Annotated in this window: 17 protein-coding genes; 10 read left to right on the forward strand and 7 right to left on the reverse strand. The window is 57.3% G+C overall.

Annotated features, from left to right (window positions below; all coding sequences use genetic code 11):
• Positions 1–8 precede the first annotated feature (8 nt).
• Entirely contained in the window at positions 9–1,085 is a 1,077-nt protein-coding gene (locus ABLV11_RS19480; protein ID WP_105889243.1) for a fimbrial protein, read from the forward strand.
• 50 nt (positions 1,086–1,135) lie between these two features.
• On the opposite strand, the gene rsmI is transcribed toward ABLV11_RS19480, so the two are convergent.
• On the reverse strand, positions 1,136–1,996 hold the full coding sequence (gene rsmI, locus ABLV11_RS19485; protein WP_016809836.1) for a 16S rRNA (cytidine(1402)-2'-O)-methyltransferase: 861 nt from the start codon (positions 1,994–1,996) through the stop codon (positions 1,136–1,138).
• A 63-nt stretch (positions 1,997–2,059) separates the two neighbouring features.
• Here rsmI and ABLV11_RS19490 point away from each other — a divergent pair, with 63 nt between their 5' ends.
• From ABLV11_RS19490 to dolP, 4 genes are all read left to right on the forward strand, one after another.
• On the forward strand, positions 2,060–4,141 hold the full coding sequence (locus ABLV11_RS19490) for a penicillin-binding protein activator (protein ID WP_126489589.1): 2,082 nt from the start codon (positions 2,060–2,062) through the stop codon (positions 4,139–4,141).
• Complete coding sequence (locus tag ABLV11_RS19495) at positions 4,099–4,485, forward strand: YraN family protein (protein ID WP_004106044.1); 387 nt, start codon at positions 4,099–4,101, stop codon at positions 4,483–4,485. Before ABLV11_RS19490 ends, ABLV11_RS19495 begins: the two co-directional genes overlap by 43 nt.
• Before the next feature lie 211 nt (positions 4,486–4,696).
• On the forward strand, positions 4,697–5,287 hold the full coding sequence (gene diaA, locus ABLV11_RS19500) for a DnaA initiator-associating protein DiaA (protein WP_002918211.1): 591 nt from the start codon (positions 4,697–4,699) through the stop codon (positions 5,285–5,287).
• A 9-nt stretch (positions 5,288–5,296) separates the two neighbouring features.
• Positions 5,297–5,872, forward strand: a complete 576-nt coding sequence (dolP, locus tag ABLV11_RS19505) for a division/outer membrane stress-associated lipid-binding lipoprotein (protein WP_004106049.1) — start codon at positions 5,297–5,299, stop codon at positions 5,870–5,872.
• Between the two features lie 106 nt (positions 5,873–5,978).
• On the opposite strand, the gene ABLV11_RS19510 is transcribed toward dolP, so the two are convergent.
• Together ABLV11_RS19510 and ABLV11_RS19515 are read right to left on the reverse strand one after the other, a co-directional pair.
• Positions 5,979–7,019, reverse strand: coding sequence for a permease (locus tag ABLV11_RS19510; RefSeq protein WP_348855668.1), 1,041 nt, complete (start codon positions 7,017–7,019; stop codon positions 5,979–5,981).
• A 69-nt stretch (positions 7,020–7,088) separates the two neighbouring features.
• Positions 7,089–7,739 carry an NAD(P)H-binding protein gene (locus ABLV11_RS19515; RefSeq protein WP_017145358.1) on the reverse strand — a complete coding sequence of 217 codons (651 nt, stop codon included), beginning with the start codon at positions 7,737–7,739 and terminating at the stop codon, positions 7,089–7,091.
• Between the two features lie 128 nt (positions 7,740–7,867).
• On the opposite strand from ABLV11_RS19515, the gene ABLV11_RS19520 reads away from it, so the two are divergent.
• A complete protein-coding gene (locus tag ABLV11_RS19520; protein ID WP_004106053.1) occupies positions 7,868–8,386 on the forward strand; it encodes a type 1 glutamine amidotransferase domain-containing protein in 519 nt (172 codons plus the stop codon).
• On the opposite strand, the gene ABLV11_RS19525 is transcribed toward ABLV11_RS19520, so the two are convergent.
• The gene (locus ABLV11_RS19525; RefSeq protein ID WP_004106054.1) at positions 8,366–8,809 is read right to left on the reverse strand and encodes a YhbP family protein; all 444 of its coding nucleotides are present in this window, start codon (positions 8,807–8,809) and stop codon (positions 8,366–8,368) included. The two genes, ABLV11_RS19520 and ABLV11_RS19525, sit on opposite strands and share 21 nt — an antisense overlap.
• Before the next feature lie 55 nt (positions 8,810–8,864).
• On the opposite strand from ABLV11_RS19525, the gene ABLV11_RS19530 reads away from it, so the two are divergent.
• Positions 8,865–9,149 (forward strand): GIY-YIG nuclease family protein, encoded by a 285-nt coding sequence (locus tag ABLV11_RS19530; RefSeq protein ID WP_004106055.1) that lies wholly within the window; start codon positions 8,865–8,867, stop codon positions 9,147–9,149.
• Here the strand turns inward: ABLV11_RS19530 and ABLV11_RS19535 are convergent.
• Positions 9,136–9,639, reverse strand: coding sequence for an N-acetyltransferase (locus ABLV11_RS19535; RefSeq protein ID WP_004106056.1), 504 nt, complete (start codon positions 9,637–9,639; stop codon positions 9,136–9,138). The genes ABLV11_RS19530 and ABLV11_RS19535 overlap by 14 nt on opposite strands.
• Positions 9,633–10,157, reverse strand: a complete 525-nt coding sequence (locus tag ABLV11_RS19540) for an SCP2 domain-containing protein (RefSeq protein WP_004106057.1) — start codon at positions 10,155–10,157, stop codon at positions 9,633–9,635. Before ABLV11_RS19540 ends, ABLV11_RS19535 begins: the two co-directional genes overlap by 7 nt.
• A 221-nt stretch (positions 10,158–10,378) precedes the next feature.
• On the opposite strand from ABLV11_RS19540, the gene ABLV11_RS19545 reads away from it, so the two are divergent.
• From ABLV11_RS19545 to ABLV11_RS19555, 3 genes are all read left to right on the forward strand, one after another.
• On the forward strand, positions 10,379–11,374 hold the full coding sequence (locus ABLV11_RS19545) for a peptidase U32 family protein (RefSeq protein WP_126489591.1): 996 nt from the start codon (positions 10,379–10,381) through the stop codon (positions 11,372–11,374).
• Positions 11,375–11,382: 8 nt separating this feature from the next.
• On the forward strand, positions 11,383–12,261 hold the full coding sequence (locus ABLV11_RS19550) for a U32 family peptidase (protein WP_004106060.1): 879 nt from the start codon (positions 11,383–11,385) through the stop codon (positions 12,259–12,261).
• Between the two features lie 143 nt (positions 12,262–12,404).
• Positions 12,405–13,412 carry an LLM class flavin-dependent oxidoreductase gene (locus tag ABLV11_RS19555; protein ID WP_004106061.1) on the forward strand — a complete coding sequence of 336 codons (1,008 nt, stop codon included), beginning with the start codon at positions 12,405–12,407 and terminating at the stop codon, positions 13,410–13,412.
• Between the two features lie 32 nt (positions 13,413–13,444).
• Here ABLV11_RS19555 and mtr read toward each other — a convergent pair whose 3' ends face one another.
• Positions 13,445–14,689: a tryptophan permease gene (mtr, locus tag ABLV11_RS19560; protein ID WP_017145353.1), complete on the reverse strand. Its 1,245-nt coding sequence runs from the start codon at positions 14,687–14,689 to the stop codon at positions 13,445–13,447.
• Positions 14,690–14,722: the final 33 nt, after the last annotated feature.

Here is a 14,722-nt window from a genome sequence, read left to right on the forward strand (position 1 = left end):
ATGACACCATGAAAAACGCGATTTATCTTTTAACCGGCGGCATTGCTCTCGCCCTGTTTGCCGCAGCACCGGCGCGCGCAGAGGAGGGCGGCTGCGAAGCCGTGGGCGGGCCTGCTAATTTTACTACCAGCTTTGCCAATGACTGGACAAAAGAGCAAAACGTCGCCGGGACTTTAATAGATCTGACCTCCGGCACCACCTCTGGCGGCAGCTACAAGATGGCTTGCAACTGCCCCGCCAACACCAAGGTTAATCTCTACTATGCCACCACCACGCCGTTAGCTAACCCCGGCTATTCCGGATTTCAAAAATTAAATGACAGTCTGGATATTAAAACGGTGATTACCGATGTACCCGGGGTATCGGCGCTTAAGGTTCCCACAGATGTGAATTCACCGGTCAGAGGAGACGGTTCTTTTCAGGCCTCAAAGGGCAATAGCGTATGCAGCGGGGATCCTGAGGATCAGCGCGGGGCATTTACCGTAGGCAGTAACGTCAGCATTACCTTTCGCGTCACAAGGTCTTTTTTAGGCCGGATGGAGATCCCCAGCACGCATATTGCTACCCTACAGTCGGCATGGAGCAGTAGTAGTACCTACCCAAGATTCATCTACCAGGACATTGCCAATATCTATCTCCAGGGCAGCATTACCGTTCCGCAAAGCTGTAAAATCAACGAAGGGGACGTGATCCGGGTCGACCTTGGGCAAATTCGCGCCTCAAAATTCACTAAAAAGAACCACATGCCCGACGGATATACGCCTGTAAGGTTTGATATTGTCTACGATTGCGGGGATACGTCATTATATCAATACTCTGACACTCTCGAACTTATTGTGCAGGGTGATGACGTCGTCAGTCAGTACGTGCTCGCAGCCCGCCGCAGGGAATCAGATAATGTTGCTGATGTTGGTATTATGATGCACCAAAACGTCGATATTCCTATGAATGGTGGACCTATAACTTTAGATAAATCAGCTCCAGGCGCTGTACAGCTGCAAGCCCAACCCATTAACCTGGTCGGCGGAGTACTGCAACCAGGCCCGTTCCACGGCTCAGTTACCCTCACCGCAACGGTTAGATAGCCACATCCGCCTTTCCTGACGCGCTATCAGAAAGGCGGTAATTCGCAATATTATCCCTGCTGCTCCAGAGCATACTTATACAGCGCGTTTTTCTTCACGCCGTGAATTTCTGCGGCCAGGGCGGCGGCTTTTTTCAACGGTAGCTCGGCCTGCAGCAGGGCCAGCGTGCGCAGCGCCACCGCCGGCAGCGCCTCTTCCTGCGCTTTAAAACCCTCGACGATCAGCACCATCTCGCCTTTACGGCGGTTTTCATCTTCTTTCACCCATGCCAGCAGCTCGCCGATGGGCGCGCCGTGAATCGATTCCCAGGTTTTGGTTAGCTCCCGCGCCAGCACCACGTAGCGGGACTCGCCCAGTACCGTGCAGATATCTTCCAGGCTTTCCAGCAGGCGGTGGGTCGATTCATAGAAGATAATGGTGCGCGGCTCTTCTTCCAGCGCCTTCAGCGTATCGCGACGCCCTTTAGACTTCGCAGGCAAAAAACCTTCGTAGCAGAAACGATCCGACGGCAGCCCCGCCGCGCTCAGCGCCGCAATCGCCGCACAGGGGCCGGGCAGCGGCACCACGCGGATATTGGCCTCGCGGCAGGTACGCACCAGATGATAGCCGGGATCGTTAATCAGCGGCGTTCCGGCATCGGAAACCAGGGCGATGTTTTGCCCTTCTTTTAGCTTCGCCACCAGCGTTTCCGCTTTTTGCTGCTCGTTATGGTCATGAAGCGCAAATAACCGGGCGTTAATCGCAAAATGCTGCAGCAGCAAACCGGTATGGCGGGTATCCTCGGCCGCAACTAAATCAACGGCTTGCAACACTTCCAGCGCGCGTTGCGTGATATCAGACAGATTCCCTATCGGAGTGGGCACAATATAGAGCTGTCCCTGAGAATTATCTGCTGATTCGTGTTGTTTCATTGTCTCGTCCGTATTGCCGAATTAATATTGAGCATTGAGCCAAAAAAATATCACTGGACACATATGGTACCGTCAACATTTCTTCGTTCTAAACCCGTGCGTTGTCTGCCCGTACTGCTGGCCGCTCTGATCTTTGCCGGCTGCGGCACCCACACCCCGGACCAAAGCACGGCGTATTTGCAGGGTACGGCACAGGCAGACTCCAGTTACTATCTGCAACAGATGCAGCAAAGCTCGAATGATAGCAAGACCAACTGGCAATTACTCGCCATTCGTGCACTGCTGAAAGAAGGTAAGAAACCGCAGGCCGTTGAGCTGTTCAACCAGCTGCCGTCCGGTCTTAACGCTGCGCAAAGTCGCGAACGGTCGTTGCTGGCGGTAGAAGTGAAGCTGGCGCAGAACGACTTCCAGGGCGCGCAGGCGCTGCTGAGCAAACTCGATCCGGCAAGCTTTGAGCAGAACCAGCTGCCGCGCTACTGGCAGGCGCAAATTGACGCCAGCCAGGGGCAGCCTTCGCTGAACCTGCTGCGGGCCCTGGTCGCCCAGCAGCCGCTGCTGAGCCTGGCCGCGCAAAAGCAGAAGAACATCGACGCGACCTGGAAAGCGCTCACCGCGATGACCAAAGATCAGGCCTACGCGCTGGTGATTAACGCCGACGAGAACGTTCTGCAGGGCTGGCTGGACCTGCAGCGCATGTGGTTTGATAACCGCAGCGATCCGACGATGCTCAAAGCAGGCATCAAAGACTGGCAGACCCGCTATCCGCAAAACCCGGGCGCGAAAATGCTGCCGACGCAGCTCGTCAATATGCAAAACTACCAGGCCGCATCGACCAATAAAATCGCGCTGCTGCTGCCGCTTAACGGCCAGGCGGCCATTTTTGGCCGGACTATCCAGCAGGGCTTTGAAGCGGCGAAAAACGGCGCGCCTGCCGTTTCCGGAAGCGCGGTGCCCGCCCAGGTCGCCCAGGCGGCGAATGTTGCCGATAGCGCAGTGGTAAGCCCGTCGCAGGCGGAAGTAACCGATCTGACGGCGACGAACAGCGCTCAGGCGCCAGTACAAACGCCAGCTGCCGACCAGGCGCAAGCTCAGGCGCCGGTCACCGCACCGGAGGCGACATCCGCCCCGGCGCCGGAGACCACCAGCCAGCCGGTACAGGCACCGCTGACTCAGGCTGTGTCCGCCACCCCGGCTAACCCGGCCGCCGAGCTGAAAATCTATGACACCACCACGCAACCGATGAGCCAGCTACTGGCTCAGGTACAGCAGGACGGCGCGACCATCGTCGTCGGCCCGCTGCTGAAAGATAACGTCGAACAGGTCATCAAGAGCAATACCTCGCTGAACGTGCTGGCGCTCAACCAGCCGGAGAAAATCGAAAACCGGATTAATATCTGCTATTTCGCCCTCTCTCCGGAAGACGAAGCTCGCGACGCGGCGCACCACATACACGATCAGGGTAAACAGACTCCGCTGCTGCTGGTACCGCGCGGCGCGCTGGGCGATCGCGTGGTTAATGCCTTTGCCAATGAGTGGCTGAAGCTGGGGGGCGGCACGGTACTGCAACAGCGTTTAGGTTCCACGGCCGAGCTGCGCGGCAGCGTTAACAGCGGTATTTCATTAAGCGGTACGCCGGTTTCTACCCTGCCGTCAGCGCAGGACAGCGCTCTGGGAAGCCCGAGCGATGTGCCGGTCAGCAGCACCGGCGGCGTCGACGCCGCGTACATCCTGGCGACGCCGGAACAAATTGCTTACGTCAAGCCGATGATTGCCCTGCGTAACGGTAGCCAGAGCGGCGTGACGTTGTACGCCAGCTCCCGCAGCGCCCAGGGAACCTCCGGCCCGGACTTCCGTCTGGAGATGGAAGGCCTGCAATACAGCGAAATCCCGATGCTGGCGGGAAGCAACCCGGCGCTGCAGCAGCAGGCGCTGGCCGCCGTTCGTAACGACTACTCGCTGGCGCGCCTGTACGCCATGGGCGCCGACGCCTGGTCTCTGGCCAACCACTTCTCGCAGATGCGCCAGGTGCCAGGCTTTGAGCTGAACGGCAATACCGGCGATCTTACGGCCACGCAGGATTGCGTGATCAACAGGAAACTGTCATGGCTCAAATACCAGGGTGGGCAAATCGTCGCAGCCAACTAAGTAAACAGACCGGCGATGCCTGGGAAATGCAGGCGCGCCGCTGGCTGGAGCGCCAGGGTTTGCGCTTTATCGCCGCCAACGTCCGCGAGCGCGGCGGCGAGATTGACCTCATAATGCGCGACGGTAGCGTCACCGTATTTGTCGAAGTACGCTATCGTCGCAGCGCAAGCTACGGCGATGCCGCTTCCAGCGTCACGCCGCAAAAGCAACAAAGACTGCTCAAAGCCGCGCGTCTGTGGCTCTGCCGACAGAATGGGAGCTTTGAGACTGTGGATTGCCGTTTCGATGTGGTAGCCTTCACCGGAAACGACATCCAATGGCTAAAAAACGCCTTTGGCGAATAGCGTACACCCAAAATAATTGGAGTTGCAGGACAAAGCACTTGTGCTTTGAACAGCGCTGGCGCTGGCCCCGAAGGGGCGAGACCGCAGGCCGAGTAACGCGGCAAGCGAGAAAGTCCCGATGAGCTGACTCAAGTCAGTGATTCGGGCGAACGAGCGTAGCCAACGCACAAGCAACCTGAAGTATGATGGGTAAAATGAATTAAGGGATCCCGTGCTCGACAGAATCAAAGCCTGCTTCACCGAAAGCATTCAAACCCAAATTGCAGCAGCGGAAGCACTCCCGGACGCCATCTCCCGTGCGGCTATGACGCTCGTACAATCGCTGCTGAACGGCAACAAAATTCTCTGTTGTGGTAATGGCACTTCCGCCGCCAACGCACAGCATTTTGCTGCCAGCATGATTAATCGTTTCGAAACTGAACGCCCTGGTTTACCCGCCATTGCACTAAATACCGATAATGTGGTCTTAACCGCAATTGCCAACGATCGCCTGCATGATGAAATCTATGCCAAGCAGGTGCGTGCGTTGGGACACGCCGGCGACGTACTGCTGGCGATTTCTACGCGCGGCAATAGCCGGGATATCGTGAAAGCCGTGGAAGCGGCGGTCACCCGCGATATGACTATCGTGGCGTTAACCGGTTATGACGGCGGTGAACTGGCTGGCCTCTTAGGGCAGCAGGACGTCGAAATCCGCATTCCCTCGCATCGCAGCGCGCGAATTCAGGAAATGCACATGCTCACCGTCAATTGTCTGTGCGATTTGATCGATAACACGCTTTTTCCACACCAGGACGATTAAGGAGAACACATGAAGGCTCTCTCGCCCCTCGCCATTCTGCTGTCTGCGCTACTGCTTCAGGGATGCGTTGCCGCAGCGGTAGTTGGCACGGCAGCGGTCGGCACCAAAGCCGCGACGGACCCGCGTACGGTAGGTACTCAGGTGGATGACAGCACGCTGGAGCTACGCGTCAACAGCGCGCTATCCAAAGATGAACAAATTAAGAAGCAGGCCCGCATCAACGTGACCGCCTACCAGGGTAAAGTCCTGCTGACCGGTCAGTCTCCAACGCCAGACCTCTCCGCGCGCGCGAAGCAAATCGCAATGGGCGTAGAAGGGACAACGGAGGTGTTTAATGAGGTGCGTCAGGGCCAGCCGATCGGCTTAGGTACCGCCTCTTCGGATACCTGGATCACCACCAAAGTTCGCTCCCAGCTGCTGGGTACCGACCAGGTGAAATCCTCCAACGTGAAGGTAACAACCGAAAATGGCGAAGTGTTCCTGATGGGTCTGGTTACCGACCGTGAAGGACGCGCGGCGGCGGATATCGCCAGCCGGGTAAGCGGCGTGACTCGCGTCACCACCGCTTTTACCTATATCAAGTAAACGTTAACTCTCCCGGCTTGCGCTTTGCTGAGCCGGGCTACGGGTTCATCGCCTGCTGTAGGCCCGTAGCCCGGACAGGCGCACAGCGCCGCCTCCGGGAAGGACATCAGATTAAAGCCAGCCCGCCAACCACCGCGCCGCACAGCGCCACCAGCCCGCCGGTGAGCCACAGCGCCTTCGCCGGAAACGCTTTCCGCAGCATAATCAGTGACGGTACACTGACAGCAGGCAGCGTAATCAGCAGCGCCAGCGCGGGCGCCACGCCCATACCTGCCAGCATCATCGTCTGCACTATCGGAATCTCCGCCGCCGTCGGAATAACAAACAGGCAGCCGGCAATCGCCATAGCAATCACCCAGAACAGCGTGTTATCCACCACCCCATCGGCATGAGGGAATAACCACACCCGCGCGGCTCCCAGCACCAGCACCGCCAGAATATAAACCGGGATAGTGTTCCAGAACAGCGTCCAGAGAGCGCGCAGCCAGCGGCTAAAGAAACCGTCCTGCACGGTTGCAACCGGCTGTTCAGGCATCGAAACCGGCTGCGTCGCCGCCTCTTTTACCCATTTCTGCACCAGCGTTGCGACCACCAGCACCGTCGCCAGCCCAGCCAGCAGGCGCACCAGCGCAAACTGCCAGCCCAGCACAAAGCCCATAAACACCAGCGTCGCCGGATTGAGCAGCGGATTGCCCAGCCAGAACGCCAGCGCGCCGCCCATCGAGACCTGCTGTTTACGCATTCCTGCCGCCACCGGCGCGGCGCAGCAGGTACACATCATGCCCGGCAGAGAGAATACGGTTCCCAGCAGCGTACCGCGAAAACGCGCCTGCCCCAGCGTGCGCAGCAGCCAGTCACGCGGGATCAGCACCTGAATCAGCGAACCCAGCAGTACGCCCAGGACCGCCGCTTTCCATACGGCCATGAAATAGACCAGGGCGTAATCCCAGGCCGCAGCGAAAGGGTTAGCGTTTCTGTTAGCAAGGATGGATTTGCCGATACTGTGCGTCTCTGCGGCGGTGAAGGCTTTGCCATAGTAGGGTTGCCATTTAACGAACCACAGACCAACGATAACGACGAGAAAAAAGAGCGCGGGCTTCCACCATTGAAACGGTGATGCCGCCTGAGATGAAGACTGACCAGCCATAGCATTCCCCGGGGAGTGTCATGATAAATTGAGGACATGAATACTACGCCTCCGGGGAAATTTTGGAAATCAGTAATCCCCCGAGCGTGCCGCCCTTTCGCGCAGCTGCGACGAAGAGAGAATTTGTACGCCCTCCTGCGTGGGCGATAGCGCCTCCGCGAGTAGCGCGCTCGCCACGTCCCGCGCCTCTATTGACTTCAGATTTCCCGGCAGCAGATTGAAAAGCGGCGCAAAGAGCGTTTCGCCGGCGCGTTTTTTTTCGCGCTCGCCTATCAGCATTGACGGGCGGGCAATGGTCAGGCGCGGCCACTGCTGCGCAATCAGCGCCTCTTCCATCTCACCTTTTACGCGATTATAGAAAAAGGGCGAATGCGCATTGGCCCCCATCGCGCTGACGACCAGCATATGCTGCGCGCCCAGCTTTTTTCCCACCAGCGCGGTATCAATGACCAGCGTATAATCAGCATGCACAAACGCCTCTTTGCTACCCGCTTCCCGGCGGGTAGTCCCCAGACAGCAAAAAACGATATCTATCGGATCGACAACCTGCGCCAGAGCGTCCGTTAGCTGCGGATCGTGGGGGTTAAAGACGCCGGAGATATCGGCCAGCGGCCGACGCGTCGGGGCGGCAACGGACTTAACGCCCGGCGCGTTGAGTAGCATTCGAAGTAAGTGACCGCCAACTAACCCGGTTGCCCCCGTTATCAGTACCTGACTCATCGAAACTCCTTTGCAGATTTTTCTATGTTGCGATCCCAGCCTCATGTTCCAGACTTAATACTCTACGAGGTAATTATCCATCATCATCAGGGAAATGCCTCATTCCACACCAAAACACTGGAGGAAGAATGAGTAAGAAGATAGCCGTTTTAATTACCGACGACTTTGAAGACTCGGAGTTCACCTCACCCGCGGACGCCTATCGTCTGGCCGGTCATGAGGTCGTGACGATTGAAAAACAGGCGGGGAAGAAGGTAAAAGGGAAAAAAGGGGAAGCTGAAGTCGTTATCGATAAAGCCATTGATGACGTCACCCCTGCCGACTTCGACGCTCTGCTGCTACCGGGCGGTTATTCACCGGACGCGCTGCGCGGAGACGAACGCTTTGTCACCTTCACCCGCGATTTTGTGAACAGCGGCAAACCGGTATTCGCCATCTGTCACGGTCCGCAGCTGTTGATTAGCGCCGATGTGATTCGCGGGCGTAAGCTGACGGCCGTGAAGCCTATCATCGTCGACGTGAAAAACGCCGGTGGCGAATTCTACGATCAGGAAGTGGTTATCGACAACGAGCAGCTGGTGACCAGCAGAACCCCGGACGACCTGCCGGCGTTTAATCGAGAAGCTTTACGTCTGCTCGGTGCCTGATTCACGCAGCCAGTGCAGCTTTTTACCAAAGCCCAGCGTGTTATCGGTGAACTTAAGCTCATCGGGGAGAATCTCCCAGACGGGCGCCGATAGCATGCGGGCAACCGGAAAACGGCTGACGTAACGCTTACGCATCGCCGCCTCTTCCTCCCCGGACAGGCGGCGAATTTGGCCTTTAAACTGGACGCCGCGGATCAAGGCGACGGTCTTCGGCTGGCCGTTTACCGTTCCGGCCACCCTGGCGCCTTTCCCGGTCATCTGGCCGTGGCGCGTTTTTTCATCGCTAAGCAAATAAAAGGCGACCTTTTCCGGGTCATAAACGTAAAAGGCATTGGCGCACCACAGCTCGTCATCGCGGGCGACGCACCAGGTCACAACATGCTGCTTTCCCAGCCAACGGCTGATAGCGGCGAGCGTATCCATCTTTACTCTCCAGTATGTTATGGTGCTCACACCTTAACATAGCGACCTCTGTACCGTGTGCTGGTTTCTCTATCTGATTCGTACCGCCGATAATCGCCTTTATACCGGGATTACTACCGATGTCTCACGCCGCTTTTGCCAGCACCAGGAAGGCAAAGGCGCGAAAGCGCTGCGTGGTAAGGGAGAGCTTCAGCTGGCCTTCAGCCAGGAAGTTGGTGAACACTCACTAGCATTACGACTGGAGTATCGTATCAAGCAGCTAACGAAGCGCCAGAAAGAGCGCCTCGTTGCCGGAGACGGTTCGTTTGAGGCGCTGCTGGAAAGCCTCAGAAGCGGTTAAAGTGGTCGCTGTATTCGACCAGCCCGCTGACGCCATCAAGGGCGTTATCGGCCAGGCGGTGAACCTGGAAAGTTTCCGCGCTATCCGGCCAACGGCAGTGCAGATTAAAACGCGCTGCGGGTTCAAAGCCCAGACGACCATAAAGCGCCGGATCGCCAAGGGTGACAACAGCGGCATAGCCAAACTCGTTCAGTGAATCGAGCCCTTCATAGACCAGCTGACGACCGATGCCCTGACCGCGGTAGCTTTCATCGACCGCCAGCGGAGCCAGTCCAACCCACTGCAGCTCTTCGCCTTCAACGGCAACCGGGCTAAAGGCCGCATAGCCCACGACCTGACCTTCGTCATCCGTCGCCACCACGCCCAGCGTGATCAGGCCATCTTCACGTAGGCTGTGCACCAGCTGCGCTTCCGCATCGCTGCCGAAGGTACGACGTAATAGCGCGTCGATTCCCGGTGCATCAATCCCAATTTCTACTCGAATCAGCATGCCTCACCTACCGATGTCTGTTCAGGTTTCTGCGGGCCTTTCAGGCCTGCTTCAACAAAGTCCGCCAGCTGCAGCAGCATAATACGCAGCGCCCTGGGCATCTGCTCCAGCTCAATGGCATCCATCAGGTTTTTTACATAAAGACCCAGCTCGGTATCGCCTTCGATAACCAGGCGACGCTGGAAGAACAACGTATCCGGATCCTGCTTGCGCGCCGCAATCATCAGCAGGTCGCTGGCGTCGGCGCTAAAGCTGACGTCCGCTTCAGCCGCCGGGCTGACCACCAGACGGCCGTTAATCACCGAGGTATACCACAGCAGGCCGATATCACGCACATGAATACTTAACCAGCGCCCCTCGAGAAAATCCAGCTCCCCATCCGCCAGCGCCTGGCGAAACTGCCAGCTTAATACCTGTTCCAGCACCTGGCGCTTGAGGGCAAAAGGCGCCAGCTTAACCGGCACGCTTATTAACGACGGGCCAAAGTGAACCAGTTGGGAACGCAGTTTATCCAACACAAGCTTTACTCCATGAATGCAATAGTTCCTCTATTGTGCCATATCAAATAAACGACATAGCGGCGTAAATCAACAAAATCACGATGTCGGGCCGCTGGTATTGATCCCGCCAATACGCTTTTAACTGCCTCAAATCAAAAATTGTCACCAGAAGGTTAACTAAAATCCCAGCTCATTAACCATCCAGCGTCCCTGACGGGCCGCGTTTTTCAGGAAAAATTATGGAGCTGCTCTGCCCAGCCGGTAACCTTCCGGCGCTTAAGGCGGCCATCGAAAACGGCGCCGATGCCGTCTATATCGGGCTGAAAGATGACACCAACGCCCGCCACTTTGCCGGCCTTAATTTCACCGAAAAGAAACTGCAGGAAGCCGTCAGCTTTGTGCACCAGCATCGTCGTAAACTGCATATTGCCATCAATACCTTCGCGCATCCTGATGGCTATGCCCGCTGGCAGCGCGCGGTAGATATGGCGGCCCAGCTGGGCGCCGACGCGCTGATCCTCGCCGATATCGCAATGCTGGAGTATGCCGCCGAGCGCTACCCGCACATCGAGCGTCACGTTTCCGTTCAGGCCTCGGCCACTAACGAAGAAGCGGTAAAATTTTATCATCGCAACTTTGACATCGCCCGCGTGGTGCTGCCGCGCGTACTGTCGATTCACCAGGTCAAACAGCTGGCCCGCGCCACGCCGGTGCCGCTGGAGGTCTTCGCCTTCGGCAGCCTGTGCATTATGGCGGAAGGCCGCTGCTATCTTTCCTCTTATCTGACCGGCGAATCACCGAATACCGTCGGCGCCTGTTCGCCGGCACGCTTCGTGCGCTGGCAGCAAACGCCGCAGGGACTGGAATCACGCCTTAACGAAGTGCTGATCGACCGCTATCGAGATGGTGAAAATGCCGGCTATCCCACCCTCTGTAAAGGGCGGTATCTGGTCGACGGCGAGCGCTACCACGCACTGGAAGAGCCCACCAGCCTGAACACCCTGGAGCTGCTGCCGGAGCTGATGGCGGCAAATATTGCCTCGGTCAAAATCGAGGGCCGCCAGCGCAGTCCGGCGTACGTCACCCAGGTGGCGAAAGTCTGGCGTCAGGCGATCGATCGCTGCAAAGCCGATCCGCAAAACTTCGTGCCGCAGTCCGCGTGGATGGAGACCCTCGGTTCGATGTCCGAAGGGACGCAAACCACCCTTGGCGCCTATCACCGTAAATGGCAGTGAGAACAGCAATGAAATATTCATTAGGGCCGGTGCTTTATTACTGGCCAAAAGAGACGCTGGAAGATTTTTACCAGCAGGCAGCCAGCTGCAGCGCGGACACGATTTATCTCGGCGAAGCGGTATGCAGCAAACGCCGCGCCACCAAAGTCGGCGACTGGATCGAGATGGCGAAAGCGCTGGCGGGAAGCGGCAAACAGGTAGTGCTTTCCACCCTCGCGCTGGTGCAGGCGTCCTCGGAACTGGGCGAACTGAAGCGCTATGTCGATAACGGCGAATTTCTGATTGAAGCCAGCGATCTCGGCGTCGTTAACCTGTGCGCGGAACGTAAACTGCCGTTCGTCGCCGGCCATGCGCTCAACTGCTACAACGCCGTCACCCTGCGTCTGCTGCTTAAGCAAGGTATGGTGCGCTGGTGTATGCCGGTCGAGCTTTCCCGCGACTGGCTGGCGAACTTGCTGACCCAGTGCGACGAACTGGGTATTCGCAACCAGTTTGAGGTGGAGGTGCTGAGCTACGGCCATCTGCCGCTGGCCTACTCCGCCCGCTGCTTTACCGCCCGTTCGGAAGACCGACCCAAAGACGAGTGCGAAACCTGCTGCATTAAATATCCTAACGGGCGCGACGTGCTCTCACAGGAGAACCAGCAGGTATTCGTCCTCAACGGCATTCAGACCATGAGCGGCTACGTCTATAACCTCGGGAATGAGCTGAGCACCATGCACGGGCTGGTGGATATGGTCCGCCTGTCGCCGCTGGGCATCGAGACCTTTGCGATGCTGGACGCCTTCCGGGCAAATGAGAACGGCGCAGCGCCGCTACCGCTGACGGCGAACAGCGACTGCAACGGCTACTGGCGGCGGCTGGCCGGACTGGAACTGCAGAGCTGATTAACCGCTCACTTTGTTAATGGCTATCGCTGCTTTTTAATGCACTATTAAAGATGCAGCTTTTCTGGCAGGCGTATCGCGGATGCGCCAGGCTGGAAGAAGACCTTCAATCTGATGACTATGCTGTAGCAAAGTGAGCCTTTATGACTGACAAATCTGTTTCATTCTCGGTGCTCGACCTGGCGCCAATCCCGCAAGGATCTTCCGCAAAGGAAGCTTTCTCCCACTCTTTAGATCTGGCGCAGCTGGCGGAAAAACGCGGTTATCATCGCTACTGGCTGGCCGAGCACCATAATATGGTCGGTATTGCCAGCGCCGCGACCTCGGTGCTGATTGGCTATCTTGCCGCCCATACCACCACTCTGCATCTGGGCTCCGGCGGCGTGATGCTGCCTAACCATTCGCCGCTGGTGATTGCCGAGCAGTTCGGCACGCTCAATACGCTCTACCCCGGTCGTATCGATCTCGGCCTTGGGCGTGCGCCAGGTAGCGATCAGCCGACCATGCGCGCGCTGCGTCGCCATATGAGCGGCGATGTTGATAACTTCCCGCGCGATGTCGCGGAGCTGGTGGACTGGTTCGACGCCCGCGATCCTAATCCGCACGTACGGCCGGTTCCCGGCTATGGCGAGAAGATACCTGTCTGGCTGCTCGGCTCAAGCCTTTACAGCGCTCAGCTGGCGGCGCAGCTGGGGCTGCCGTTCGCCTTTGCCTCGCACTTCGCGCCGGATATGCTCTTCCAGGCCCTGCACCTCTACCGCACCCACTTCCAGCCGTCAGAACGGTTAGAGAAGCCGTATGCGATGGTATGCATTAACATTATTGCCGCCGATAGCGACAGAGATGCGGAATTTCTGTTTACGTCCATGCAGCAGGCGTTCGTCAAACTGCGCCGGGGCGAGACCGGACAACTGCCGCCGCCGGTGCAAAATATGCATCAGCTGTGGTCCGCTTCAGAGCAGTACGGCGTTCAGCAGGCGCTGAGCATGTCGCTGGTCGGCGATAAAGCGAAAATCCGCCACGGGCTGGCATCGATTCTACGGGAGACCCAGGCTGATGAGATCATGGTTAACGGCCAAATCTTCGATCATCAGGCGCGCCTGCATTCATTTGATTTGGCGATGCAGGTGAAAGAAGAGCTGATCGGGTAGTGAGCAATGCGGCATTTTTGCCGCATTTTCAATTATTGATAGGTGGGTAATACGTTAAAGCTTGAGAGGAAATGCACGATAACGTTACCCAGCCCAAACAGCAGCACCAAAGCGATCATCGGCTTTCCACCCCAAACGCGAAACAATGGGCTGCCAAAACGTTTACGCGATGCGCGAGCCAGCAGCGCCGGTACAATTGCCGCCCAGATCGTCGCGGCCAGACCTGCATAGCCGATCGCATAGAGGAATCCGTTCGGCCACAGCAAGCCTCCCGCCATCGGCGGAACGAAGGTCAGTACCGCTGTTTTAAAACGTCCCAGCGCGGAGTCATCGAAGCCGAACAGATCCGCCAGATAATCAAACAGCCCCAGCGTTACGCCAAGGAATGAACTGGCAACGGCAAAGTTCGAAAAGATGACTAACAGCAGATCCAGACTCCTGCTGTTCAGCACTCCGCTGAGTGCCTGGACCAGGACATCTATATTGCCCCCCTTCTGCGCGATGCCGATAAATTCAGGGCGCGGGATATTGCCCATCGTCACCAGCAGCCACACCACGTACAGACCCAGCGCCAGCAGCGTACCGTAAACCAGGCATTTCACGATTGTGCGCGGATCTTTGCCGTAGTACTTCATCAGGCTCGGCACGTTGCCATGATAGCCGAAAGATGCGAGACAGAACGGCAGCGTCATCAGCAGATAGGGCATATACGAGGCATTTTGTTCAGCCACGTTAAACAGCGTGGTCGGCTGGACGTGCCCCAACAGGCTGCCAAAGGTCAGAAAGAAGGTAATGACCTTAGCTCCCAGCACAATGGCCGTCATGCGGCTCACCGCTTTGGTGCTCAACCAGACGATAAACGCCACCAGTAGCGCAAAACCAAAACCAGCCGCCCTTGCCGGTACGTTCAGCGACATTTCGCTAAACGTATGGTGCAGGATCGAGCCGCTGGCGGAGATATAGGCGTAAGTCAGAATATAAAGTACAAAGGCGATCGACACGCCGTTAACCAGATTCCAGCCTTTACCGAGCAGATCTTTAGTAATGGTATCGAAGCTCGAACCAATCCGATAATTCAGGTTCGCTTCGAGGATCATCAACCCGGAATGCAGCATACAAAACCAGGTAAAAACCAGCGCCGCCAGAGACCAGAAGAACCATGCGCCGGACATTACAACCGGCAGCGAAAACATGCCCGCGCCAATAATTGTCCCGCCGATAATCACTACGCCGCCAAATAAGGACGGTCGGGTTGCCGTAGTGGTAAGTGTCGCCATTTGCCGAAATCTCCAGTCGAAAATACTTTTCTT

The organism is Klebsiella sp. GW_Kp181 (genome assembly GCF_040062315.1).
Classification (GTDB): domain Bacteria; phylum Pseudomonadota; class Gammaproteobacteria; order Enterobacterales; family Enterobacteriaceae; genus Klebsiella; species Klebsiella oxytoca.

Excerpts from the sequence above, each read along its gene's own strand:
- ABLV11_RS19480 (WP_105889243.1), top strand. The coding sequence starts at position 9 with ATGAAAAACGCGATTTATCTTTTAACCGGCGGCATTGCTCTCGCCCTG.
- rsmI (WP_016809836.1), bottom strand. The coding sequence starts at position 1,996 with ATGAAACAACACGAATCAGCAGATAATTCTCAGGGACAGCTCTATATT.
- ABLV11_RS19490 (WP_126489589.1), top strand. The coding sequence starts at position 2,060 with ATGGTACCGTCAACATTTCTTCGTTCTAAACCCGTGCGTTGTCTGCCC.
- ABLV11_RS19495 (WP_004106044.1), top strand. The coding sequence starts at position 4,099 with ATGGCTCAAATACCAGGGTGGGCAAATCGTCGCAGCCAACTAAGTAAA.
- dolP (WP_004106049.1), top strand. The coding sequence starts at position 5,297 with ATGAAGGCTCTCTCGCCCCTCGCCATTCTGCTGTCTGCGCTACTGCTT.
- ABLV11_RS19510 (WP_348855668.1), bottom strand. The coding sequence starts at position 7,019 with ATGGCTGGTCAGTCTTCATCTCAGGCGGCATCACCGTTTCAATGGTGG.
- ABLV11_RS19515 (WP_017145358.1), bottom strand. The coding sequence starts at position 7,739 with ATGAGTCAGGTACTGATAACGGGGGCAACCGGGTTAGTTGGCGGTCAC.
- ABLV11_RS19520 (WP_004106053.1), top strand. The coding sequence starts at position 7,868 with ATGAGTAAGAAGATAGCCGTTTTAATTACCGACGACTTTGAAGACTCG.
- ABLV11_RS19525 (WP_004106054.1), bottom strand. The coding sequence starts at position 8,809 with ATGGATACGCTCGCCGCTATCAGCCGTTGGCTGGGAAAGCAGCATGTT.
- ABLV11_RS19535 (WP_004106056.1), bottom strand. The coding sequence starts at position 9,639 with ATGCTGATTCGAGTAGAAATTGGGATTGATGCACCGGGAATCGACGCG.
- ABLV11_RS19545 (WP_126489591.1), top strand. The coding sequence starts at position 10,379 with ATGGAGCTGCTCTGCCCAGCCGGTAACCTTCCGGCGCTTAAGGCGGCC.
- ABLV11_RS19550 (WP_004106060.1), top strand. The coding sequence starts at position 11,383 with ATGAAATATTCATTAGGGCCGGTGCTTTATTACTGGCCAAAAGAGACG.
- ABLV11_RS19555 (WP_004106061.1), top strand. The coding sequence starts at position 12,405 with ATGACTGACAAATCTGTTTCATTCTCGGTGCTCGACCTGGCGCCAATC.
- mtr (WP_017145353.1), bottom strand. The coding sequence starts at position 14,689 with ATGGCGACACTTACCACTACGGCAACCCGACCGTCCTTATTTGGCGGC.